The 21033-nt window shown below is 68.0% G+C and carries 20 protein-coding genes and 3 pseudogenes; 15 read left to right on the top strand and 8 right to left on the bottom strand.

Annotated elements, in window-relative coordinates; translation table 11 throughout:
• Nucleotides 1-155 precede the first annotated feature (155 nt).
• A complete protein-coding gene (locus AAFF41_RS41205) occupies nucleotides 156-704 on the bottom strand; it encodes a hypothetical protein (protein ID WP_343325647.1) in 549 nt (182 codons plus the stop codon).
• Between the two features lie 295 nt (nucleotides 705-999).
• Between AAFF41_RS41205 and AAFF41_RS41210 the strand changes: the two genes are divergently transcribed.
• Nucleotides 1000-1710, top strand: a complete 711-nt coding sequence (locus tag AAFF41_RS41210; protein ID WP_343325648.1) for an IS6 family transposase — start codon at nucleotides 1000-1002, stop codon at nucleotides 1708-1710.
• A gap of 99 nt (nucleotides 1711-1809) precedes the next feature.
• On the opposite strand, the gene AAFF41_RS41215 is transcribed toward AAFF41_RS41210, so the two are convergent.
• Nucleotides 1810-2694, bottom strand: coding sequence for a helix-turn-helix transcriptional regulator (locus AAFF41_RS41215; protein ID WP_319754820.1), 885 nt, complete (start codon nucleotides 2692-2694; stop codon nucleotides 1810-1812).
• A gap of 214 nt (nucleotides 2695-2908) precedes the next feature.
• On the opposite strand from AAFF41_RS41215, the gene AAFF41_RS41220 reads away from it, so the two are divergent.
• The 5 genes and pseudogenes from AAFF41_RS41220 (at nucleotide 2909) to AAFF41_RS41240 (ending at nucleotide 6502) form a co-directional block, all read left to right on the top strand.
• Nucleotides 2909-3670: an SDR family oxidoreductase gene (locus tag AAFF41_RS41220; protein WP_319754822.1), complete on the top strand. Its 762-nt coding sequence runs from the start codon at nucleotides 2909-2911 to the stop codon at nucleotides 3668-3670.
• Between the two features lie 24 nt (nucleotides 3671-3694).
• A complete protein-coding gene (locus AAFF41_RS41225) occupies nucleotides 3695-4105 on the top strand; it encodes a VOC family protein (RefSeq protein WP_343325649.1) in 411 nt (136 codons plus the stop codon).
• Nucleotides 4106-4351: 246 nt separating this feature from the next.
• A complete protein-coding gene (locus AAFF41_RS41230; protein WP_319754818.1) occupies nucleotides 4352-5116 on the top strand; it encodes an SDR family NAD(P)-dependent oxidoreductase in 765 nt (254 codons plus the stop codon).
• Between the two features lie 202 nt (nucleotides 5117-5318).
• Nucleotides 5319-5746, top strand: a pseudogene (locus AAFF41_RS41235) (aldo/keto reductase); the annotation flags it as partial.
• A gap of 213 nt (nucleotides 5747-5959) precedes the next feature.
• On the top strand, nucleotides 5960-6502 hold the full coding sequence (locus AAFF41_RS41240) for a hypothetical protein (RefSeq protein WP_319754817.1): 543 nt from the start codon (nucleotides 5960-5962) through the stop codon (nucleotides 6500-6502).
• Nucleotides 6503-6526: 24 nt separating this feature from the next.
• On the opposite strand, the gene istB is transcribed toward AAFF41_RS41240, so the two are convergent.
• Complete coding sequence (gene istB, locus AAFF41_RS41245) at nucleotides 6527-7285, bottom strand: IS21-like element helper ATPase IstB (protein ID WP_425526203.1); 759 nt, start codon at nucleotides 7283-7285, stop codon at nucleotides 6527-6529.
• A gap of 56 nt (nucleotides 7286-7341) precedes the next feature.
• Here istB and AAFF41_RS41250 point away from each other — a divergent pair, with 56 nt between their 5' ends.
• The 6 genes and pseudogenes from AAFF41_RS41250 to AAFF41_RS41275 all read left to right on the top strand — a co-directional run bounded on the left by AAFF41_RS41250 (nucleotide 7342) and on the right by AAFF41_RS41275 (nucleotide 10456).
• Nucleotides 7342-8061 carry an IS6 family transposase gene (locus AAFF41_RS41250; RefSeq protein WP_343325650.1) on the top strand — a complete coding sequence of 240 codons (720 nt, stop codon included), beginning with the start codon at nucleotides 7342-7344 and terminating at the stop codon, nucleotides 8059-8061.
• Between the two features lie 79 nt (nucleotides 8062-8140).
• Nucleotides 8141-8278: pseudogene (locus AAFF41_RS41255) on the top strand (ATP-grasp ribosomal peptide maturase); the annotation flags it as partial.
• Nucleotides 8275-8502 carry a hypothetical protein gene (locus AAFF41_RS41260; protein ID WP_343325651.1) on the top strand — a complete coding sequence of 76 codons (228 nt, stop codon included), beginning with the start codon at nucleotides 8275-8277 and terminating at the stop codon, nucleotides 8500-8502. The pseudogene AAFF41_RS41255 and the gene AAFF41_RS41260, both read left to right, overlap by 4 nt.
• The gene (locus AAFF41_RS41265) at nucleotides 8499-9392 is read left to right on the top strand and encodes a methyltransferase domain-containing protein (RefSeq protein ID WP_343325652.1); all 894 of its coding nucleotides are present in this window, start codon (nucleotides 8499-8501) and stop codon (nucleotides 9390-9392) included. Before AAFF41_RS41260 ends, AAFF41_RS41265 begins: the two co-directional genes overlap by 4 nt.
• A gap of 253 nt (nucleotides 9393-9645) precedes the next feature.
• Nucleotides 9646-9786, top strand: coding sequence for a hypothetical protein (locus tag AAFF41_RS41270; RefSeq protein WP_319754666.1), 141 nt, complete (start codon nucleotides 9646-9648; stop codon nucleotides 9784-9786).
• 79 nt (nucleotides 9787-9865) lie between these two features.
• On the top strand, nucleotides 9866-10456 hold the full coding sequence (locus tag AAFF41_RS41275) for a protein kinase family protein (RefSeq protein ID WP_343325653.1): 591 nt from the start codon (nucleotides 9866-9868) through the stop codon (nucleotides 10454-10456).
• Nucleotides 10457-10580: 124 nt separating this feature from the next.
• Here AAFF41_RS41275 and AAFF41_RS41280 read toward each other — a convergent pair whose 3' ends face one another.
• Genes AAFF41_RS41280 through AAFF41_RS41285 form a run of 3 tightly spaced genes read right to left on the bottom strand, consistent with a single transcriptional unit; the run spans nucleotide 10581 to nucleotide 11946 of the window.
• Entirely contained in the window at nucleotides 10581-11108 is a 528-nt protein-coding gene (locus AAFF41_RS41280; RefSeq protein ID WP_351523769.1) for a hypothetical protein, read from the bottom strand.
• 2 nt (nucleotides 11109-11110) lie between these two features.
• Nucleotides 11111-11668, bottom strand: a complete 558-nt coding sequence (locus AAFF41_RS51855) for a transposase (RefSeq protein ID WP_351523771.1) — start codon at nucleotides 11666-11668, stop codon at nucleotides 11111-11113.
• Nucleotides 11665-11946 (bottom strand): transposase, encoded by a 282-nt coding sequence (locus AAFF41_RS41285; protein WP_319754663.1) that lies wholly within the window; start codon nucleotides 11944-11946, stop codon nucleotides 11665-11667. Before AAFF41_RS41285 ends, AAFF41_RS51855 begins: the two co-directional genes overlap by 4 nt.
• Nucleotides 11947-12995: 1049 nt before the next feature.
• Here AAFF41_RS41285 and AAFF41_RS41290 point away from each other — a divergent pair.
• Nucleotides 12996-17779 (top strand): annotated as a pseudogene (locus AAFF41_RS41290) (RICIN domain-containing protein).
• Between the two features lie 5 nt (nucleotides 17780-17784).
• On the top strand, nucleotides 17785-18153 hold the full coding sequence (locus AAFF41_RS51860; protein WP_425526264.1) for a CPCC family cysteine-rich protein: 369 nt from the start codon (nucleotides 17785-17787) through the stop codon (nucleotides 18151-18153).
• 224 nt (nucleotides 18154-18377) lie between these two features.
• Here the strand turns inward: AAFF41_RS51860 and AAFF41_RS41300 are convergent, their stop codons facing one another.
• Both AAFF41_RS41300 and AAFF41_RS41305 read right to left on the bottom strand, forming a co-directional pair.
• A complete protein-coding gene (locus AAFF41_RS41300) occupies nucleotides 18378-19097 on the bottom strand; it encodes an IS6 family transposase (RefSeq protein ID WP_343325650.1) in 720 nt (239 codons plus the stop codon).
• Nucleotides 19098-19131: 34 nt separating this feature from the next.
• Nucleotides 19132-19410, bottom strand: a complete 279-nt coding sequence (locus AAFF41_RS41305; protein WP_343325657.1) for a hypothetical protein — start codon at nucleotides 19408-19410, stop codon at nucleotides 19132-19134.
• Here AAFF41_RS41305 and AAFF41_RS41310 point away from each other — a divergent pair.
• Nucleotides 19397-20698, top strand: a complete 1302-nt coding sequence (locus AAFF41_RS41310) for a hypothetical protein (protein WP_343325658.1) — start codon at nucleotides 19397-19399, stop codon at nucleotides 20696-20698. The two genes, AAFF41_RS41305 and AAFF41_RS41310, sit on opposite strands and share 14 nt — an antisense overlap.
• The last annotated feature ends 335 nt before the right edge of the window (nucleotides 20699-21033 follow it).

Raw genomic sequence — 21033 nt, forward strand, 5'->3', positions numbered from 1 at the left:
AGCGGGTTGACCTCAGCCGCAGATCCTGCATGATCGACCTGATAAGGATGAGGACAGAGTAAAAAGTCTTGGCCTCGAACGGGCGCCGTCCGTAGTGTCGGCCGGCGCCCGTCGCCTTGACTCGGTCATTGACCGGCTAATGAAATCGTGAAGCCTCAGACGTGCATCTGTTCGTCGGTGGCCGAGCGTCGGCCTCCGTACGAGGTGACCAACGCGTCAGCGACGGCCCCCGCGTCTGCGTCGGCTACGTCCGCCGGGTACTCCGGCAGAAGGTCGTCCCAGACGGGCATCCACGACCCATAAAGCTGGGCCTGGCCCTCGGGCCGGGCGAAGAACCAGATGTGCAAGTGTGCAGCTCCGTCCCCGATCCGATAGACGTGGGCTCGGGAGATATGCGGTAGTGCCTGCACATGGCGGACGATGTGAGTGGTGAGCACCCCGAGTTCGGCGGCCATTTCGTCGGACAGTTCCGCCATGTCGTAGTGGTCTCGGGAGTACAGCATCAGTACCAGAGGCACACCGACGCCTGTGACCCGGGCCAGTCGCCATCGTTCGTTGAACCAAATTCCTTCGTCTCGGGCGTGGCACACGTCGCAGTTCGCCGGGTCCTCACCGTGCCGTTTTGGCTCGGGCAGAACGGGCGGGCGCAGCGGCGCGACGCGAAGTCCATCAGGCTCGAACGGGCTTATGTCCCAGCTGGTCATCCGTGCCAACGGAAGTCGAAGCTCACCATCCGCGGCCGCACGTGCGTGGTCGTAGAACTCATCAGGTCGCAAAGCCATGATCGGAGACTAACGTGACCCATAGGCACCCTGACCCGTGCCAGACGCGTGCCAGATCGTGCGGGGAGCCACGGGAACAGCGGATACTCAACTCCGCAGATGGAACGCGCCTGCACCGCTGTAGTGCGGGTCAGTTCCACCACAACTGGTAGAGGCGTCGTCAACTTGGCTGAGATCTGGGATGATCTTGGGGTTGTGAATCGCGGGGAGGGCAGTCTTGGACGCGGGGTCGCCGTCGTATAAGGGGTTCCGGTACCCGGCGGAGATCATTGCCCACTGCGTGTGGCTGTATCACCGCTTCCCGCTGAGCTTCCGCGAGGTTGAGGAGCTCATGCTCGCCCGCGGCGTGATCGTCTCCTACGAGACGATCCGCCAGTGGTGCGCCAAGTTCGGACCCGCGTACGCGGCCGGGCTGCGCCGCCGAAAGCCCCGGGCCGGTGACAAGTGGCACCTGGACAATGTGTTCGTAAAGATCAACGGCGAGCGGCGGTACCTGTGGCGCGCGGTCGACCAGGACGGCAACGTGCTGGACGTCCTTGTCCAGAGCAGGCGCGACGCCAAGGCCGCCAGGCGGTTCATGGCCAAGCTGATGAAGAAGCAGTGCCGGATACCGCGGGCTCTGGTCACCGACAAGCTCCGCAGCTACGGCGTCGCCCACCGCGAGCTGATGCGCTCCGTCGAGCACCGGCAGTCCAAGTACCTGAACAACCGGGCGGAGAACTCCCACCAGCCGACCCGCCAGCGCGAACGCGCCATGAAGGGCTTCCGCTCACCCACCAACGCCCAGAAATTCCTCTCGGTGTTCAGCGCCGTCTCGCCACACTTCCGGCCCCGCCGCCACCTTCTGACCGCCCCCGACTACCGCGCCGAGATGACCATCCGCTTCACGATCTGGAACAAGATCACAGGCGTACCTGCGGCACCCTGACCGCAGCACCGGCCGACGGCTCCATTCGCCCCGTCAAGCCCAACACACTTCGAACCCCACCAAGTTGACAAGACCGGCATTAAGAATGAAAGCGATCTCTCAGGCGGTGGGGTGCGACTGCGGCAGTGATGCGTTGGTCCAACTGGCGAGGAGGTTCAAGGCCTGTTCGGAGGTGCTGCCGGGTTCGGCGGTGTAGACGCCGAGGATCTGATCCGGGTCGCCGGTGACGGCCAGCGCTTCGTAGTCCAGGGTGAGGTCGCCGACCAGCGGATGGTGGAAGTGCTTGGTGCCATAGGTGCGGCGCTTGATGTCGTGCTCGGCCCACCAGGTCCGAAAGTCGGCATCTCGCAGGGACAGCTCCCCGACGAGTTCGGCGAGCTGCGGGTCGTGGGGGTGCTGGCCCGCGTAGAGGTGCAGGGCAGCCACACTGGAGCGGGCGATGCCTTCCCAGTCGCCGTAGAGGCTGCGGGCGGCTTCGTCAAGGAAGATGAAGCGCGCCATGTTCCGTTCCCGCCAGGGCAGCGCGTCGAAGTCCGCGTACAGGGCCCGAAAGAGGCGATTGCTAGCCAGAACATCGGTGCGGCGGCCGATGACCAGCGCCGGCACCTCGGTCAGCTTGTCTAGCAGCCGGTACAGCCCGGGGCGTACGCGTTGGGGCGGCAGCGGGCGGGGGCGGCGCCGGTTCGGCCGGGCAAGGGCGAACAGATGACCGCGTTCGTCGCTGGTCAGTTGCAGCGCGCGGGCGAGGGCGTCAAGCACGACATCGGAGACGTTGACGCTACGGCCGCGTTCCAGACGTACGTAGTAGTCGACGCTGACGCCTGCGAGCTGGGCGACCTCCTCGCGGCGCAGCCCCGGCACCCGGCGCACCGTGGGGGCGGGCGTCAGCCCGGCCTGCTCCAAGGAGATCTTCGCCCGTCGGGCGCGAAGGAACTCCCCGAACTCACTGGCTCGGCCGTCGGCCGCGGCATCGTGGACATTCATGCCTGCCACGCTACGCCGGGGCGCCTGCCGGACGACCGTGCAAAAGGGGTACTGCCGGTCCCCCGGTCGAAGCGGGCCCCTTCGGGCCCGGTGACGGGCATTGTCGGCTGTTTGCATGGAGTCACCGGAAGGATTCCGGGCCCCGCAGCCCACCGCCGGCACCACCCAAGAGCGACACCATCCGAATCCGAAAAGGAGACGAGGCGTGCGATTCATGAACCAGCATTTCGAAGGCACCACGGCGTTGGTCACCGGCGGTGGAACCGGCATCGGCCGTGCCTGTGCTCTGGCCCTGGCCGGGGCCGGCTGCACTGTGACGGTCGCCGGGCGCACGGTCACAACCCTCGAAGAGACCGTTGGCATGATCACCGAAGCCGGCGGTGACGCCCGTCACGTGGAGTGCGACGTCAGCGACGAGCGGGCGGTCGCCCATGCGGTGCAGGTGGCGGTCGGTGACGGGGGGCGTCTGGACTTCGGTGTCAACAGCGCCGGTATCAGTGGCGGCGATGATCTGCGGGGGGTGGCGGACTATTCCACCGAGACCTTCGACCGCATGATCGCCACAGACCTGCGGGGGACGTTCCTGTCGATGAAGTACGAACTGCGCCCGATGCTGGCGCAGGGCTTCGGCTCCATCGTCAATATCGGCTCGGGAGCGAGCGTCGTCGGCGTGGCCGGCTTCGCCGGATACACCGCGGCCAAGCACGGCGTCATCGGACTGACCCGGACGGCCGCACTCGACTACGGGCCCCACGGCATCCGCGTCAACGCCATCGTCGCCGGCCTGGTCAAGACGCCGCTGATCGCCGAAGGACGCTCACCGCACGTGATGGCCACCCGGGTGGCCGCACACCCCATCGGCAGGATCGCCGAACCCCAGGAGATCGCCGACGCCGTCGTGTGGCTGTGCTCGGCCCAATCCAGTTTCGTCACCGGCACGGCCCTCCCGGTCGACGGCGGATACACGGCCCGCTGAGCGGAAAGGGAGGCACAACAGACCATGTCCACGGTCCTTTTCGATCACATCGGGCTTTCGGTCGACGACCTCGAGCGGCAGCTCCGCTTCTACATCGAGGCCTTCGGCTTCCGCGACCAGCACCGCAGCGAGATCCCAGCCGCCGGCATCCGGATGGCGGTCCTCAGTAATCCCGCAGGCGGTGCGATCGAACTCACCGAGCGCGTCGGCTCGGCCCCGCAGCACTTCGCAGACCCCTTCGAGGGCGCAGGCGTCCAGGGCTACTTTCACTGGGCCCTGACGGTGGACGACCTGGACACGACCATCGCCACCGCAGTCGCCTGCGGTGCCCGCGCCATCTCCCCGCCGGCACCAGCCCGGCGGCCCGGGATCCGCTTCGCCTACGTCGCTGACCCCGAAGACAACCTGATCGAACTGCTGCAGCACACCCACTGAATCGGCACCACACCCACACCCCCCGCACGCCCAACGGCGACGACACAGTACCTGGGGCCACCCTGCGCGCCCAGGCCGCCCAGCACGGGTGGAGATCCGACGGGCCCAGGGGGAAGCGCTTCCCGCTGCACGCGGCGCGGAGGAAACAGGGGCCCTCGATGGGCCCTGCTCAACGGTCTGTCGACCGCAGGCCCGCTACAACCCGCGGCCTCTCAAGGCCGCGACCATCACATATGGAGGATCAACATGACCGGACGACTGCAGAACACGGTGGCGCTGGTGACCGGCGCCAGCAGCGGCATCGGCGAGGCGACCGCGCGCAGCCTCTCCGCGGAGGGCGCAGCCGTCGCCGTCCTCGGAAGGCGACGCGGCAGGCTCGAGGAGCTCGCGGACAAGGTCCGAGCCGATGGCGGGACCGCCTTCGTCGTCGAGGCCGACATAACCGACCAGCAGCAGGCCGCAGCGGCCGTGGAGAGCGTGGTGGCCGAGCTCGGCCGCCTGGACACGCTCGTCAACAACGCCGGCTTCATGGGCGTCGGGCAGGCCGTGGACTCCCCTCTCGAGGAGTGGGAGCGCATGCTTGAGGTCAACGTCCAGGGCCTGCTGTACATCACCCACGCCGCGCTGCCGCACCTCCTGCGCGCCGCGGAGGACTCCCCGCGGCGGGTGGCGGACCTGGTCAACATCAGTTCAACCGCGGGCCGGGTCGCCCGGCCAGGGACGGCCGTCTACAACCTGACGAAGTTCGGCGTCAACGGATTCACCGAAGCCCTGCGACAGGAGGTCATGCAGAAGCGAGTCCGGGTGAGCGTGGTCGAGCCCGGCACGGTGGACACCGAGCTGAGCACGCACCTCCGCGACGGTGTGCGGCAGGCGATCGAGCGCCAGATCGAGGGCATGGAACTGCTGCGCCCCGAGGACATCGCCGACGCGGTGACCTACATCGTCACCCGGGACCGCCGGGTGGCCGTCAATGAGATCCTCGTGCGCGCCGGCGAGCAGACCTGGTAGCAGACTGCGGACGAACTTGCTGGAGGGGCGCTCCCTCCAGCAACACCACTGCACAGACCCCGTGCCGGCGCCGCGGATCCGGCGCCGGCACGGGGGACGCGTGGCACGCCGACCGTCCCGCAGCCACGCAGCTGACGCGGAACCAGCACAGCCAATGCCGGCACCTTTCGGTTGCCGATGGTGTACAGAAAGTGATGCAATCATGGAATATGTGAAGCTCGGCAATACTGGCCTCGACATTTCCCCCATCTGCCTGGGCTGCATGACCTTCGGCGAACCGGAACGCGGCTACCCCTCGTGGAGCATGCCCGAGGAAGAGGGCCGGTCGATCTCAAGCAGGCGATCGACGCGGGCATCAACTTCTTCGACACCGCGAACGTCTACTCGGCCGGCTCCAGCGAGGAGATCCTTGGGCGCGCCGTCAAGGATTTCGCCCGCCGCGACGAGGTCGTCATCGCGACCAAGGTCCACGGCGTCATGCGCCCCGGGCCGAACGGCAGCGGACTGTCCCAGAAAACGATCTTCGCTGAGGTCGACGCCAGCCTCACCCGCCTCGGTACCGACTACATCGACCTCTACCAGATCCACCGTCTGGACCCGAAGGTCCCTGTGGAAGAGACTCTGGAGGCTGGCTTCGTCGGTGTCGATCGACTCCATCTATAGGGCTGTTCTGACTCCACCCAGCGGCTGGGGAGGTCAGTTTGGTAGGTGAGATCTGACTCCACCTGGTGGGGCCCCGAGGCGGAGCTGTTGGTTCTGGCTGTGCCGTAGGTCGGTGTGCCCTCGGAAGCGCAACTGCGCCTGCCACGCGGAAAGCGGACGGAGGGTGGATAGCCTGATCTTGTGACGGATGACGCAGGTGGGTGGCAGCAACTGGCTGACCTTCTGCCGCCGGTGGATGCCCAAGAGGTCATGGACTGCTGGGCAATCGGCGAGCAGGAGGCTGGACTCGACATCCTCGTCGCGAGCTTGCTGAGACGGGAGACGCCGATCAGCGATCGGTCGCGCGCCCAGTTGGCGGTGACCGCGGAGGTCTGGGGTCAGCGAGAGGCACTCGAACCGAAGATCATCCAGTGCCGTCGTCATGCAGACGGCGATGGCGATGTGCGGGTGATCGCTCCCGCTGATGCCGTTTCCGTGCCAGGGCCGGTGATCGGTAGCCAAAGGGAGCTGGCCGAGCAACTCGTGGTCCCCTGGATCGCATGCACCAGTTGCCAGCAGGTCCTCGGCCGGGCCCATACCCGTGAGCCCTGGGGCGACCTCTCCTACCTGGCGACGCATTACGTCCTGTTCAGCCCGGGAGCGGTGGCACGGACCCGCCTTTTCGGCCCGTCGGCGGCCAACGAGGCCTTCGCCGCCCTGATCTCCTGCACGATCTGCCAGTAGTCGGAATGCCACGCATGACCGCTTTCAGCCGGCGGCTAGGCGCTCCGCCTGCTGTTCGGCGCGGGCCCGGGTCAGCTGGAGGCGGTAGGAGTCGGTGCCGGTCTCGATGATGTTGCCGCCGAAGGTGAGCCGGTCCACGATCGCCGCGCAGAGCCGGGGGTCGGTGAAGGTCTTCGTCCACCCTCCGAACGATTCGTTCGATGCGATCGCCACGGAGTTCTTTTCCTCACGCTCCGTCAAAACCTGGAACAGCAGCTCCGCTCCCCGACGATCAAGCTCCATATGTCCAAGTTCATCGATACAAAGGAGATCGACACGGCCGTAGCGGGCGATGGTCTTGGCCAGCATCTTCTCGTCCGCGGCCTCCACCAGCTCGTTGACGAGCTTGGTCGCCAGCACGTACTTGACCCGGTACTCGTACATCGCCGCCTCGGTGCCCAGTGCGATGAGCAGGTGCGACTTACCGGTCCCGCTGTCGCCGATCAAGCACAGCGGCAGACCCTTCTTGACCCACTCGCACTTCGCCAGCGTGTTGATCGTGGCCGGGTCGATGGCAGGGTTGGCCTCGAAATCGAACTGCCGCAACGACTTGTCGTGCGGAAAGCCAGCCGCCTTGATCCGGCGCTCGGAACGCCGCCGGGCCCGGTCATCGCACTCCGACAGCAGCAGCTCGGCGAGGAATCCGCGGTAGGTCATCTGGTCGCGAAGCGCGGCTTCGGCCAGCTCGGGGTACTGGGTGCGGATGGTCGGCAGCCGGAGCATCCGGCACGAGGGCGCTGTCACGTTGACTGGCTGGGTGGGATGATCTTCTGGTTGGTCGTGGTGGAGGGGGATCGTCCGTGGAGAGCGCGTCGCCGTCGTATAGGGGGCACCGTTACCCGGTCGAGGTCATATCCCACTGCGTGTGGCTGTACCACCGATTCCCGCTCAGCTTCCGCGAGGTCGAGGAGCTGCTGCTCCAGCGCGGCGTGATCGTCTCCTACGAGACCATCCGCCGCTGGTGCGCCAAGTTCGGCCAGGCCTACGCGAACGGACTGCGCCGCCGTCGGCCACGGCCCGGCGACAAGTGGCACCTGGACGAGGTCTTCATCAAGATCAACGGGGAGCACAAGTACCTGTGGCGGGCCGTCGACCAGGACGGCAACGTGCTCGACATCCTCGTGCAGAACCGGCGGGACAAGGCCGCCGCCAGGCGCTTCTTCCGCCGCCTGATGAAGAAGACCGGCACGGTGCCGCGGGTGGTCGTCACCGACAAGCTCCGCTCCTACGGCGCCGCCCACCGCGAGGTCATGCCCTCCGTCGAGCACCGCTCACACAAGGGACTGAACAACCGGGCCGAGAACTCCCACCAGCCCACCCGGCAGCGCGAACGCGCGATGAAGGGCTTCCGCAGCATCGGTGGAGCACAGCGGTTCCTGTCCGCGTTCAGCGGCATCTCACCCCACTTCCCACCCCACCGCCACCTGATGACCGCCCCCGACCACCGAGCCGAGATGACCATCCGCTTCGCCATCTGGGACCAGATCACCGACGCTGTCGGCCGACCCACCACGGTCTGACCAAAGGCCCGGAACCCAGCAACACCACACCCTGACACGCCGCCAGATCTCCACACACCCGACAACGTGACAGTGCCCTTTCGACTTCTGCGTAGGCGAAGACGGGCAATGGTGGTTCCTGGAGTGCAACCCCTCCGGTCAGTGGTACTGGCTGGAGTCTGAGACCGGTCTGCCGATGTGCGCAGCCCTGGCAGACCTTTTGGAGAGGACGTCGTGACCGACCAAGCGCAGCTCCACCAGCAACTCATCGACTCCATGACGGCGAACGGCAGTCTGCGCACGGAGCCGTGGAAGCGTGCCGTCGAAACCGTCGCCCGACACGAGTTCCTGCGGACCGGGTTCTTCCACCGCGTGGACGGCGCTGTGCCCTCGGCATGGGCACCCGTCCTGGAAGGCGACGCCAGTTGGCTCGAAGCCTGCTACGAGGACGGTCCCTGGTGACTCAGATCGCCGGCACGATCATGCCCGCGGACATCCGCGGCCAGATCATGCGGGACCCGACCAGTTCCAGCACGCTGCCGTCTCTCGTGGTGCGCATGCTGGAGGACCTCCAGGTCGAGCCGGAGTCGAAGGTGCTGGAGATCGGGACCGGCACCGGGTACTCCACCGCGGTGCTCTGCGCGCGGCTGGGCGAGGAGTACGTCACCTCGATCGAGTACGACGAGGAAGTGGCCTCGCGTGCACGGACAGCCCTGGGCCGACGGGGGATGTACCCCACGCTCGTCAGCAGCGACGGCCTCCTCGGCTACGCCGAAGGGGCACCGTACGACCGGGTGATCGCCACCTGCGGCGTGTGCACCGTTCCTGCGGCCTGGATCGAGCAGACCCGGCCCGGTGGCCTGATCCTGACAACCATCGGTGGCTGGCTCGGCTCGTCGGAACTCGCACGCCTGACCGTCCACAACGACGGCACGGCAACCGGGCTGCTACTGAGCGGTCAGGTCAGCTTCATGCTCGCGCGCCCGCACACGCCGCCCGCGCTGGGCCTGCTCCCCGACCTCAGCGAGGGCAAGGAGCGCGAGGCCATCATCGGAACCGACGCACTGAACGACTGGACATCCCGCTTCGTCATGCAGCTCGCAGCTCCCCACGCACAGCACCTGACGATGGAACGCGACGGTCATACCGAGCACGTTCTCGTCGACGTCGAGTCCGGCTCGTGGGCTGCCCTCTATGAGAAGGACGGCCGCTGGATCGTGCGGCAGGACGGGCCCAACGCCCCCTGGGATGCTGTCGAGGAGCAGCTCGGCCGCTGGCACGCGGCCGGCACTCCGGCACTGGAGGAGTTCACCGTCAGCGTCACCCCGCAGGGCCAGACCATCACCTGGTAGGCCCCATGCCAGCCCCGCTCGTCCGCTCCCCCCGTGGCGGACGGGCGGGGACTGGCGTCGGTGCTCAGGACATCGCCGACGTCCGGAGTGGCGCAACTCGGTGGTTTCGCCAATTCCCTGATGCTTCGCACCGGGGGATGCGCCGGCTGTCAGCTCTCTGCCACCTGCCAGGTGTGCAGGCCGATGGCCAAGGTTGTCCAGGAGGCGATGGCACCACTGAAGAACTACTGCCAACACGGAAGTAGGTGACCCCATGACCGCGGTGATGGTCGAGATCACGCAGACGCGCATCCACGCCAAGGACGAGGACCCAAAGGAGGGCGGAGCTGTGCTCGTTGAGACGTTGATGACCTGGACTCTGCCGGGATGCAACGACGACAACCCGTACAACTAGCCAGCGCCATGCGGGTGGAGTCGCGGACGGCGCGGCTCCACCCGTCCACCTGGCCTACGCCGTTTTTCTGGAGCACACATTGGCAACACACCGCCTGTCCAGCGTGCCTGCGGACGCGCTCGCCGTGATCGAGGCCACCACCGGCCCGGTCGAGAGAGCCGAGATGGTATCGGCTGGACTCAACAGCGAGATCGCGGCTCGTGTACAACTCCGCGACGGCCGAAGGATCTTCGTCAAGGGTATGCGCTCCGACCACCGGTGGGTGTGGACACAGCGGCGCGAGGCCGACATCAACGCACACACCCGCGGTCTCGCCCCCGAACTGAAGTGGCACGCCACAGGCAAGGGCTGGAACCTGCTGGCTTTCGAAGACCTCGGCGGCAAACATGCCGATTACATGCCAGGCTCCCCGGACCTGGAACTCGTCATCCAGGCCATGTGGACCCTGTCAACCGCGACCGCCCCCGCCTCCGTCGACCTCAAGACGATGCCGTCGCGGCTGAGTGCTCACGTCGAGGAGCCAGACGACCTTCAAGCATTCGCAGGAACACATCTGCTCCACACCGACTGGAAGCCCGACAACGTCCTGATCACCGGCGGCCGAGCCCGCCTCGTCGACTGGGATGGGCCTCCCTCGGTGCAGCCTGGATCGACCCCGCCCTGTGGGTGATCTGGCTCATCGCCTCCGGCCACACCCCTGAAGAGGCCGAAGCGCTGGCACACCGACACCCGGCATGGGACCGCGCACCCGTATCACGCACTTACCGGTAGTTCGTTAAATCCGGCAGTAGAGATCAAGACCGTGTCCGGTGGTGACCGCGTCGATCAGGGCCTGGAGCTCGGAAGGCGGGTCCTTGTCCGTCCAGGCTCGCCACCACCGGTTGAGGGTGACGGCGGGGGTGAGCCAGGAACGGATGGCGCGTAAGACCCTGGGCCAGCAAGGCTGTTGGGGCTGGTGGGGTGTGCCTGGGCCCCCTCTCTGGCCCGTTGTTGGGGCGCGGATCCGGCGCGCTGGTATCCAGGGGTCCGGGTGGGGCGAACCACTGGTCCCAGCAGAAAGAGAAGGCGCAGTTGACCAGGGTCTGGTGGCGGCGGATGGCGCGGTCGGAGCGGACTTGGAAGTCGGCCCAGCCGAGTTCGTCCTTGATCTGCTTGTAGCTCTGCTCGATCCAGGGCCGCAGGCCGTAGAGACGGACGACCTCGGCCAGGTCGGCCGGCGGATGCGGGCTGGTGGCGGTGTGGCCTGCGTCAGGGTGGGGCAGGTTGGTGGCCAGGTACCAGGTGGCCTTCTCCAGCAGCCGGGCTGGGTCGGTGGTGGCCACGATCAGGCGGCAGGGCGAGTTGGGGCCGTAGCCGCCCAGGCGGGCATCGGCGGCCCACCAGGTCTCGGTGTGCCCGTCGCGGAAGTGACGCTCAACGGGCGTCCAGTCGCCGGAATGGTCGGCATCTTGCCAGGCCAGGGTGTGTGCGGCCTCAATGGGGGTGTGCGGCTGGTCGACCGGGGCCCAGACACCGTTACGCGGCTTGAGCGCCACCACGTAGGCAGGCCGGCCTCGCGCAGTGCGAGATACCAGTCGTCACTGACCGAGTAGGCGCAGTCGGCGACCACTGCCCGGCAGCCGATGCCCGCCCCTTTCCCACGGGCCGCGAGGGCAGCGGCCAGCTGCGGTTTCGTGCGGAAGGCCGGATCGGACCGGCCGCGGGCGAAGTGATGGGCAGGGGTGTAGGGAGTCGCATGCAGCGGGTAGTACACGCGGCCGTCGGTCCACACCGTGGTCACCGTGACGATGCCGTTGTCCGTCTTGCCCAACCGGCCCAGCCACTGCCGGCCCACGTGCGCGGTCGCCGTGCCGTCCTTGCGGTCCCCGGAGTCGTCGATCACGATGACCCCGCCGTCGTGCGGAGCCGTCGCCGACAGCGCAGCAGCTCGAGCCGCCGGTCGTTGACCTGTTCGGCCTCCCAAGGAGACTCGGACAGGAAGAACTGCAATCGCTGCACCCCCGGCATCCCCGCCCCCGCCACCGGCTCCGCCCCTGCCAGACAGGTGATCGTCTTGTTCCGCTCCCGCGGCGCCAGCGGCCCCGTCAGACACTCACGAAACCCCCGCCGCTGTGCCAGGCTGAAGAAGAGGTCGTCGAACCGGGCCGCGTACTCCTCCAACGGCCCCGGCGCAGGCGGACACGGACGGCGAGCAGTCATTGTCAGCCCCCAGCACCGCAGTTGACTCCTACCACCGGCCTACGACCAACCCGACCTGCCGTCAACCCACACCACCGCCGGACTTAACGAACTACCGTAACAACGTGACAGCGCCTCGCGGTGACCTGGTGGAGCGGCCCGATCGACCAGGCCGTAGGCGGCGGCGGATCCGACTCCTCGGACCCCTTCTTCCCTCGGATCGACCCGATGGTGTTCAGCGCGCGCGGTGTCGTCCCCATCGGCTATGCCGCCCTCGCCTTCGCCCTCGACGTCCTCTTCCGCCGCACCCTGCCGGCGATGGCCACCACTCTCGCCGTCTTCACCGCGGTCCAGATCGCCATGCCCCTGTGGATCCGGCCCCACCTGGGCGAGGTCCGCGGCCTCCGTCGTCAGCGTCGTCGGCGGCGCGGGGTACTGCGGTGCCAGCGCCGGTGGGGACCTCCGTGCCAACAAGGCCCCTCGGATAGCTGTTGCCGTCTTCTCGGTGCGGCTCGCGTTTACCGGGAGTGTGGCGGTATCGCTCTCCGCTTCCGTCTCGTGACGTGCATCACCTGGTGGCGGGTGCGGAAAGTTGCCGGAGGCTTCGGCCGCCCTTCCGCTTCACATGAATCACACAGGTCCCGCGTGGGATGTGCACGTGAACGACGTATTCCGGAACGGTTCTCGTCTCCCCGGAGCGGTGTATGCGTGTGCCTTGCGGCCCTGAACTTTCCCTGTTCTGTTCACGTGTTCTGTGTCTATGGTGAGCGCCGCGTGCGGTGGATCTTGACCAGTCCGGACACACGCGTCTGTCATTCGGCGACCGGGGGAACACCGTCGCCCACGGGGAGGGGCTGCTTCGTCATGCCGTCATACCGGCTGTCTGCGCACGCTGGTCCAGCCCGCGCTGTGCGCCCCTGACTCCGGCTCAGGACCGCTGTTCTCCCCTTGTCTTCGACCAGGCCTGACCGGGCCCGCCACCTTTGGACGAAGAAAGAGATGCTCTGTTGCGCCCCAGACCGTGGTTGCGTATGCCCGGATCACGAAGATCCGGATTCTTCACTCCCGTCGTCACGTCCGTGGCCGCCCTGGCCGTCCTCGGCGGGCTGGCCGTCCAGCCCGACCTGCTCGGCCGTGGAGCGGACGCCGACCCGGCAAGTGACTCCTACGACTGGAATGTGGACACGGCTGCCGAGCAACTGCGGCAGGACCAGTGCCTCATGGCCGATGTACTGCGGCTGGGCGGCCCGTCCATGGCCACGACCGCGCAGGACGGCCTGAACCAGCCCGCGGACAAGCTTCATACGCTGGCCGACCGGAAGAGTTGGGAGAAGACTCCGCTCGCCGCCGCGTACCAGACGGACCGGGACGCGGCGGGCAAGGAACTGGATGCCCTCCATGCTCTGCGGGCCGGATGGCGGAAGCCGCTCGAGGGTCTGACGAACCCGGCCGGTTTCACCGAGACCGACTTCCACTGGCCTCCGGGGTCGCCGGGGGACGGCAAGGAGGACTTCTACGGCCAGACCGGTCTGACGAAGTGGACCGCGGACCGGTTCTGGAAGAACGACGGCGACTTCTATGCCGACTCCACGCCCAGGGCGGACGCGGCGACCCTCAAGGCCGTCGACGACCTGGGCAGCCCTCTCTACGGCAAGGACCCCGACCCCGCCGGGCTGCCGGCCGACGAGTGGAACCGCGCCCTCGCCGAGCGGGACGCGTTCAAGTGGCTGCACGGGGCTCCCGGGGAGAACGCGGGCGCGGACAACGCCCGAATGTTCCTGGCGTCCGGAGGCTTCCCCCGGACAGCCCCGCAGCCGGGCACGGCCGAGTACCGCATCGCGGTCGAGGACCTGAAATCCCGGTTCGCCGCATGCGCTTGGCGAGACCCGATCGATCCCGACCACGTTCTGGGCGACGTCTCCGGCACGGCCGCCACGGAGTGGCAGCAGGAGATCGCCTCTCAGACAACGCAGCGCAACCAGATCCTGAACGCCAGCAAGGACGCCACCAAGTCCCTGGCGGCCGGCGCCAAAGCGCTGGGTGACCTGCTGGGGTACTCGTGGACCGCCGACCACCTCGCGCGCTGGCAGGACTACTGGTCCGCGGGCGGGGCCGGCTGGGTCGGCGACGCCCCGGCGGTGATCGAGGTGCACGCCGCGCAGGGCAAGTGCCTCGACGTCGAGGGCGCGAAGAAGGACAACGGCACCCCCGTCCAGCTGTACACGTGCAACGGTTCAGCGGCACAGGAGTGGAAGGTCTACGGCGACGACCGGGGACTGCACCTGCAGAACGTCAACTCCCTGAAGTGCCTGGACGTTTCGAACAACAACCCGGCCAACGGCACGAAGATCCAGATCTGGACGTGCAGCGGCTCCCCGGCGCAGACGTGGGAGTTCAACCTCCGCGCCACCGGCAGCCTGCGCAACGTCGGCACCGACAAGTGCCTTGACCTCCACGAGTACACCAACGGCTACAACTCGTGGCTGTACACGTGCAACGGCAGCGGGCCGCAGCAGTTCGACGTCACGCCCTCCGGGCACACCGGCACCGTGCCGCCCAAGGCCCAGTTCGACAAGGCCAAGGCCGGCATCACGGCCGCCCAGACGGCGGCGAAGAAGCAGCTCGACGTCCTCAAGACCCAGCTCGCCGCCGTGAAGAAGGCCGCCACCGCCTCGGACACCGCCGAGCTGGCCTCCTACACCGTTGCCGACACCAGCGGCGCGCCGCGGGGGCGCGGTCTGCTGGTCGGGCAGCAGAAGGCACAGGTCACCCAGGGTGCGGCGGCCGCGCTTGAGGCGATGGTGAAGGCCGGCGAGACCGCCGAGGCCGCCACCCGCGCCTCCGGCGGAGACAGCCAGACCATCGCGGAGCGCGCGCTCGCCCAGGCCGCGCAGGTGAAGGCGGAGTTCCGCAAGAAGGCCGCGGAGAAGGCCGAGTTGCAGGCCAAGGCCGCGGCCGACGCCGCGAAGGTGCACCGGGACAACGCCAAGAAGGACAAGGAGACCGCGGAGGCCAAGCTCACCGAAGCGGTGAAGGCGGAGGCGGATGCGAAGGCGGCCGCCGCCGACGCGCACGCCAAGCGGCTCGCGGCGGAGGCCGAGGAGAAGACGGCCAAGGCGGAGAAGGAGACCGCCGCCGCCAAACGGGCCGAGGCAGCCGAGCACAAGAAGAACGCCGAATCCGAGGCGACCAAGGCGAAGGACGCCAAGGGCAAGGCCGAGGCCGCAGAGAAGACCGCCGGGGACCGGCGGGACGACGCGGTCAAGGCAAGCGGCCACGCCAAGGCCATGCGCGACGACGCCTGGGACGCCGAACAGAAGGCCAACGCGGCCCGCGCCAAGGCCGACGCGAAGGACGCCTACGCCGACTCCCTCGACTCCGGGGACGCAGCCGACGCAGCCCGCGCCGCCGCGAACGACGCGGACAAGGCGGCCGACACCGCCGAAGGCGCCGCGACCAGGGCCCGCTCCGAGGCCGACGCCGCCACCCAGGCGGCCGCCGACGCGGATGCCGCAGCCACCCGCGCCGAAGCGGCCGCCAAGCGGGCCCGCTCGGACGCGGACGCCGCCCAGGCCGACAAGCTGAAGGCCGACGCGGCGGTCAGGACCGCCACCAGCGCGGTCGCGGACGCCATCAAAGCCTCCCAGGACGCCTCCGCCGAGGCTAAGACAGCCGTCAAGCTGGCCAACGAGGCCCAACAGCACGCCAAGGACTCCAAGACCCAGGCAAACGCGGCGAACACAGAAGCCGGCAAGGCCCTCGCCGCCTCCGCGAAAGCGGCCGGCTACGCCCACGTCACCGCCCAGGCGGCCGTGGACGCCGGCCAGGCAGCGCAGCAGGTCGCCAACCCGGCCAACGACGCCATCCAGCTCGGCTCCGCCTACGTCGACACCGACTCCACCGCCGGCCTGGTCGTACTGACCGGACAGGCATCGAAGTCGATCGCCGGCCAGCAGCAGGCCGTCGCCGACGCCCACGCCAAGAACGCCGCCGCCGAGGCACAGGCCGCCAAGAACCTCGCCGACCAGGCAAAGGGCGATGCCAAGGAGGCGTACCAGCACGCGGCCAACGCCGCCCAGTACGCGGCCAACGCCCGCACCTACTCCAAGGAGGCCCTCGGCTACGCGGCCGACGCCGCCACCGCCGCGTCCAAGGCCGCCGCATCACTGACCCGCACCGTCGCCTACGACCAGCAGGCCACCGACGACGCGGCAGCCGCCGACAAGGCGGCCGGCAACGCCGAGGGCTACGCCAAGGACGCCCGCGACTCCGCCGACGCAGCCGAACTCGACGCCGCAGCAGCCCGCTCCGCCGCCAGCCAGGCCGAACAGGACGCCAAAGACGCCCGCTCGGCAGCCAACCGCGCCGACGCCGCCGCCACCGAGGCCGAGCAGGCAGCCAAAGACGCCGACAAGTACGCCAAAGAAGCCCAAGACGCAGCCGACCGCACCGAACGGGAGAAGAACGGCAAGCGGATCTCGGACGGCGCCGCCTCCGGCATCGGCAGCGTGTTCTGGGACGAAAAAGGGAACCTATCGGCGAACCGGAGATACTCGACAAGAAGAACTGCAATCCGATCGTGCACTTCGGGGACTGCGTCATCACGGCGAAGATCCACTTCAATGTGAAGCTGGACATCTACCTGTGCACAATGGCGGAAATCCCCGTCACCGGATGCCCTCACTCGGAAGCGCTGTTCTTGAAGACGCAGGTCATCCCGAACCAGTACGACTCGGTCACCCGCACCATCTCAGAGGTCGAATTCAACAAGGGAATCGACCCCGTCGACATCCTCCTCGGTGACTTCATCGGGTGCGGCGAGAAGCTGACCGGCAACGGGGGCAGCTTGGGCGACTGCGACTGGGCCGCTTTCGACATCGCCACCCTCTTCGACCGCAAGATCATCAAGGTGGCGGCCGACGCGGTAAAGGCTCTCGACGCCGCCGTGAAAACCCGCATCGGAGTCCTCGACGCCTGGCGCGGGCTGAAGGTCGCGGAACTCGAGGCGGACGCGGTCGCCGGTGTCAGCAGAGCGGAACTCAACAAACTGGATCCGGGATGCCCGACCAACAGTTTCCCACCGGGAACGCCCGTACTGCTGGCGAACGGAACCTCCAAGCCGATCAGCTCGATCAGTGAGGGCGACGAACTGCTCGCCACTGACCCGAACGCGGATATCACCCGCTCGGCACAGGTCACAGCAACGTTCTCCCACCGCGCAGACCGGCTCGTTCAGATCACCCTCGCCGGCGGCGGACGGGTCCTCACCACGCCGGGACACCAGTTGTACGTGGCGGGCCGCGGCTGGGTTCCGGCATCCGACCTGCATGCGAAGGACCGGCTCCGTGCTGCGACCGGCGCCATGGTTGCCGTGGTGGGCATCCGCGCGGTGGCCGCACCCCGGAAGGTGTTCGACCTGACCGTCTCCGGCCTTCACACCTTCTACGTGAAAGCCGGTGCCACCTCGGTCCTGGTCCACAACTGCGGTGACAGGTGGACAAGCCACGGGAGCCTCAGGGACCACTTCATCGACCACGGCGCAGAAGTGGGCGCGCAGTCGGAACGGGAATGCGAAGCAGGCGCAGCTTTCCTCGCCTGCGACTGCGATCCGGCCGATCCGTCTATTCTCCGCAGGTTCGATTCAGTGACCCAAACGGCAACCTATTTCGATAATGCGACCGGGGAGATCGCAGTGAAGAGCAAGAAGGGTCTCGTCACCTACTTCAAGCCGGACCGAGGCGTAGACTATTTCAACGACCCCACCCGAGTGCAGGGTACCGTCGTTCCGCCGGGCACTCCCATCCCCTGGAAATGAGCAACATGTATCCCTGCCCGTGTTGCGGATACCTCGTCCTTGAGGACGGGCCCGGCCAGTATGAGATCTGCCGGATCTGCCGCTGGGAGGACGATCCGGGGCAGCTTCGTTCGCCCTGGCTTCCCGACGGACCGAATCGGCCGTCACTCATGGATGCCCAGCGCTCGTTCGCAGAGATCGGCGTGAGTGATCCGCGTCGGCGCGACCGGGCCACTGCTCCTCAGCCGTCCGACAGGCGGGAAGCGGGCTGGAAGCCGTTCGACGCAGCGCGCGACGGCGGTCCGGATCAGCAAACAGAATCCGGGTACTGGCCCCCCGACAGAACCACCCTGTACTGGTGGCGGCCAACGTACTGGCGCGCGACCGAGATCTAGCAGATAAGTCCAAGTACAGTGTGGGCGGCGTCCGGGCAACGGACCCGCCCACACTGCCGGGCAGTGTGGCGCTTACAGCGTCATCAACCGCACCCACCCGGCGGTTCGGCGCGACACGCCCCACCGCCTCGTTCAAGCTCCGTCAACGGCACTGTCACGTTGTCGGGTGTGTGGAGATCTGGCGGCGTGTCAGGGTGTGGTGTTGCTGGGTTCCGGGCCTTTGGTCAGACCGTGGTGGGTCGGCCGACAGCGTCGGTGATCTGGTCCCAGATGGCGAAGCGGATGGTCATCTCGGCTCGGTGGTCGGGGGCGGTCATCAGGTGGCGGTGGGGTGGGAAGTGGGGTGAGATGCCGCTGAACGCGGACAGGAACCGCTGTGCTCCACCGATGCTGCGGAAGCCCTTCATCGCGCGTTCGCGCTGCCGGGTGGGCTGGTGGGAGTTCTCGGCCCGGTTGTTCAGTCCCTTGTGTGAGCGGTGCTCGACGGAGGGCATGACCTCGCGGTGGGCGGCGCCGTAGGAGCGGAGCTTGTCGGTGACGACCACCCGCGGCACCGTGCCGGTCTTCTTCATCAGGCGGCGGAAGAAGCGCCTGGCGGCGGCCTTGTCCCGCCGGTTCTGCACGAGGATGTCGAGCACGTTGCCGTCCTGGTCGACGGCCCGCCACAGGTACTTGTGCTCCCCGTTGATCTTGATGAAGACCTCGTCCAGGTGCCACTTGTCGCCGGGCCGTGGCCGACGGCGGCGCAGTCCGTTCGCGTAGGCCTGGCCGAACTTGGCGCACCAGCGGCGGATGGTCTCGTAGGAGACGATCACGCCGCGCTGGAGCAGCAGCTCCTCGACCTCGCGGAAGCTGAGCGGGAATCGGTGGTACAGCCACACGCAGTGGGATATGACCTCGACCGGGTAACGGTGCCCCCTATACGACGGCGACGCGCTCTCCACGGACGATCCCCCTCCACCACGACCAACCAGAAGATCATCCCACCCACCCAGTCAACGTGACAGCGCCGTTCGCGGTGTACTGCCGGGCCGGAACCTCAGTGCCGGCGGCCAGGTCCGTACCACCGGTGCCCGCGGCGAGCGTCGAGGTGAGGGTCACCTGGTGCAACGGGCCGTACTCGTCGGTCTCGCGCAGCCCGTCGCTGGAGTACACCGAGCGAGTGGACAGCAGGTCCGCGCGGTCGGGGGACGTCATCTGGTCGATGCTCAGCGCGACTTGCTCGGCCTTGCCGTCGCCGCTTGTGGCGAGTGCCACCTCGCGGTGGGGCTGGCTCGCCTGGACCGTTCCCGGTGACGGCACCCCGCCCGAGCACCCCCATCAGATCGGGGTTCTCACCCCCACCGCGAGCCGTATGCAACACCTGTCCCTGCGCTGGCTGACCAGGAACCCCGCCCACCGCATCGCCCTGGCCCCCACCATCCCCGGGTCCCTGCGGCTCTCCGCCGCTGCCGTTGCCCTCATCAGCCTGCTCGCCGGCCTGTTCGCGATGGGCCACGGCGTTCCCGTCGACGTCTCGCTGCCGGGAATGGTGCTCGCTCCGATACTCGCCGAGCACCTGCCGGGCCAGCTGGACGCCCGGGCCCGCGAACACGTCCGCAGCGTCGAAGGCGACGGCGCCTGCCGCTACCTGCAGCGCCTCGCCGCCCTGCACACCTCCCTCGTCCAGGCCGCCGCCGGCAGCGACCGCTACGAGCTGCGCCGCGCGGCCGAGATCGGTCAGCACACGCTGTGGGACGCCGCCGGCCTGCTCCAGACCCAGGACACCCGCTCAGCCTCGGCCGACCTCATCGCCCGCGAACGGCTGATGGTCCAGCTCGCCGACCAGGCCGCCCAGAGCCTGAAGCGCACCCACACCGAGGACGGCCCAGCCGACGCGGATCAGCCCGGCTGGCACGAGCGGCCGTTGGGTCCACACCCGCCCGGCTTCGAACAGACGGCACGGCCAGCATCTCGACGCACACCCAGCTTGTCACCACTGAAGGGATTCCAGCCCATGCCCCAGACTCAGCCCGATCACACAGGCCGCGCTGCGGACGTCTACCTGCTCTTCGCGCACGAGCCGTACTACCCCGGACCTGGCGCCCAGGAGATCAACACCACCCTGGTGGCTGCTGCCTCTCTGCTCCACCCCCGGGTGCGGCAGCCCGACGGGGCCCAGATCCACGACCGCCTCACCCAAGGACGCCATCCGGGAGAGATCGTCCCGCTGGCCACCCTCACTCACGAACTGGATGGCGGCGCCGACTGGCCGACGGTCGGCGACTGGGAGAGCGTCACCACCGACCTGCTGCAGCTCGTCAGCGAAGGGGAGTGCGACGCCCTCAGCCTCGGCCTGCCCGAGATCGCACGTGCCCTCGTCTGCACCGGACCTCACAGCCACGTGCGCGCCTTCGACGCCGCGGCTGACGAGTTCATCGCCCACGGACCGGCGGAGCGTGCCGCCGTCCTGGCCGAGGTAGACGTGTTCCTCGCCTGCCTGGTGGCCGAGCAGGAGTTCTGGCCCGGCGAGGGCCTACTGGCCCCGCTCTGCCGGCGCGTGTGAGAGCGCGATGAACCGCAGGCGGACTGGGCCCGACCGGCCCCGAAAGAAAAGGGAGTGCAGACGGTGTGCGGATATGAACCACGGGCGGTGTGTGCGGACCTCCGGCGACTGCTCCACCGGCTGACACACCGGGCAAAGGGCAGAATGCCCTCTGCCTGAACATCGCTCCCTAGTGGTTCAAGGTCGCCCGCGAACGGACGGAGCGGCCCGGCGCTGGGCCGAGCCGCTCCTGTCATCGCTCCGTTCCCCGGGGGGAGTCGAGGGGCCGTCGGCGTCCACGCCCCCTACCGGGGCGTGCACACCTGAAGAAGGCGCCTGGGCCGGTCGCGGCTATG

The organism is Streptomyces mirabilis, assembly GCF_039503195.1.
Classification (GTDB): Bacteria; Actinomycetota; Actinomycetes; order Streptomycetales; family Streptomycetaceae; genus Streptomyces; species Streptomyces mirabilis_D.

Excerpts from the sequence above, each read along its gene's own strand:
- AAFF41_RS41225 (WP_343325649.1), top strand. The coding sequence starts at position 3,695 with ATGTCCACGGTCCTTTTCGATCACATCGGGCTTTCGGTCGACGACCTC.
- AAFF41_RS41270 (WP_319754666.1), top strand. The coding sequence starts at position 9,646 with ATGACCGCGGTGATGGTCGAGATCACGCAGACGCGCATCCACGCCAAG.
- AAFF41_RS41205 (WP_343325647.1), bottom strand. The coding sequence starts at position 704 with ATGACCAGCTGGGACATAAGCCCGTTCGAGCCTGATGGACTTCGCGTC.
- AAFF41_RS51860 (WP_425526264.1), top strand. The coding sequence starts at position 17,785 with ATGTATCCCTGCCCGTGTTGCGGATACCTCGTCCTTGAGGACGGGCCC.
- AAFF41_RS41220 (WP_319754822.1), top strand. The coding sequence starts at position 2,909 with ATGAACCAGCATTTCGAAGGCACCACGGCGTTGGTCACCGGCGGTGGA.
- AAFF41_RS41215 (WP_319754820.1), bottom strand. The coding sequence starts at position 2,694 with ATGAATGTCCACGATGCCGCGGCCGACGGCCGAGCCAGTGAGTTCGGG.
- AAFF41_RS41230 (WP_319754818.1), top strand. The coding sequence starts at position 4,352 with ATGACCGGACGACTGCAGAACACGGTGGCGCTGGTGACCGGCGCCAGC.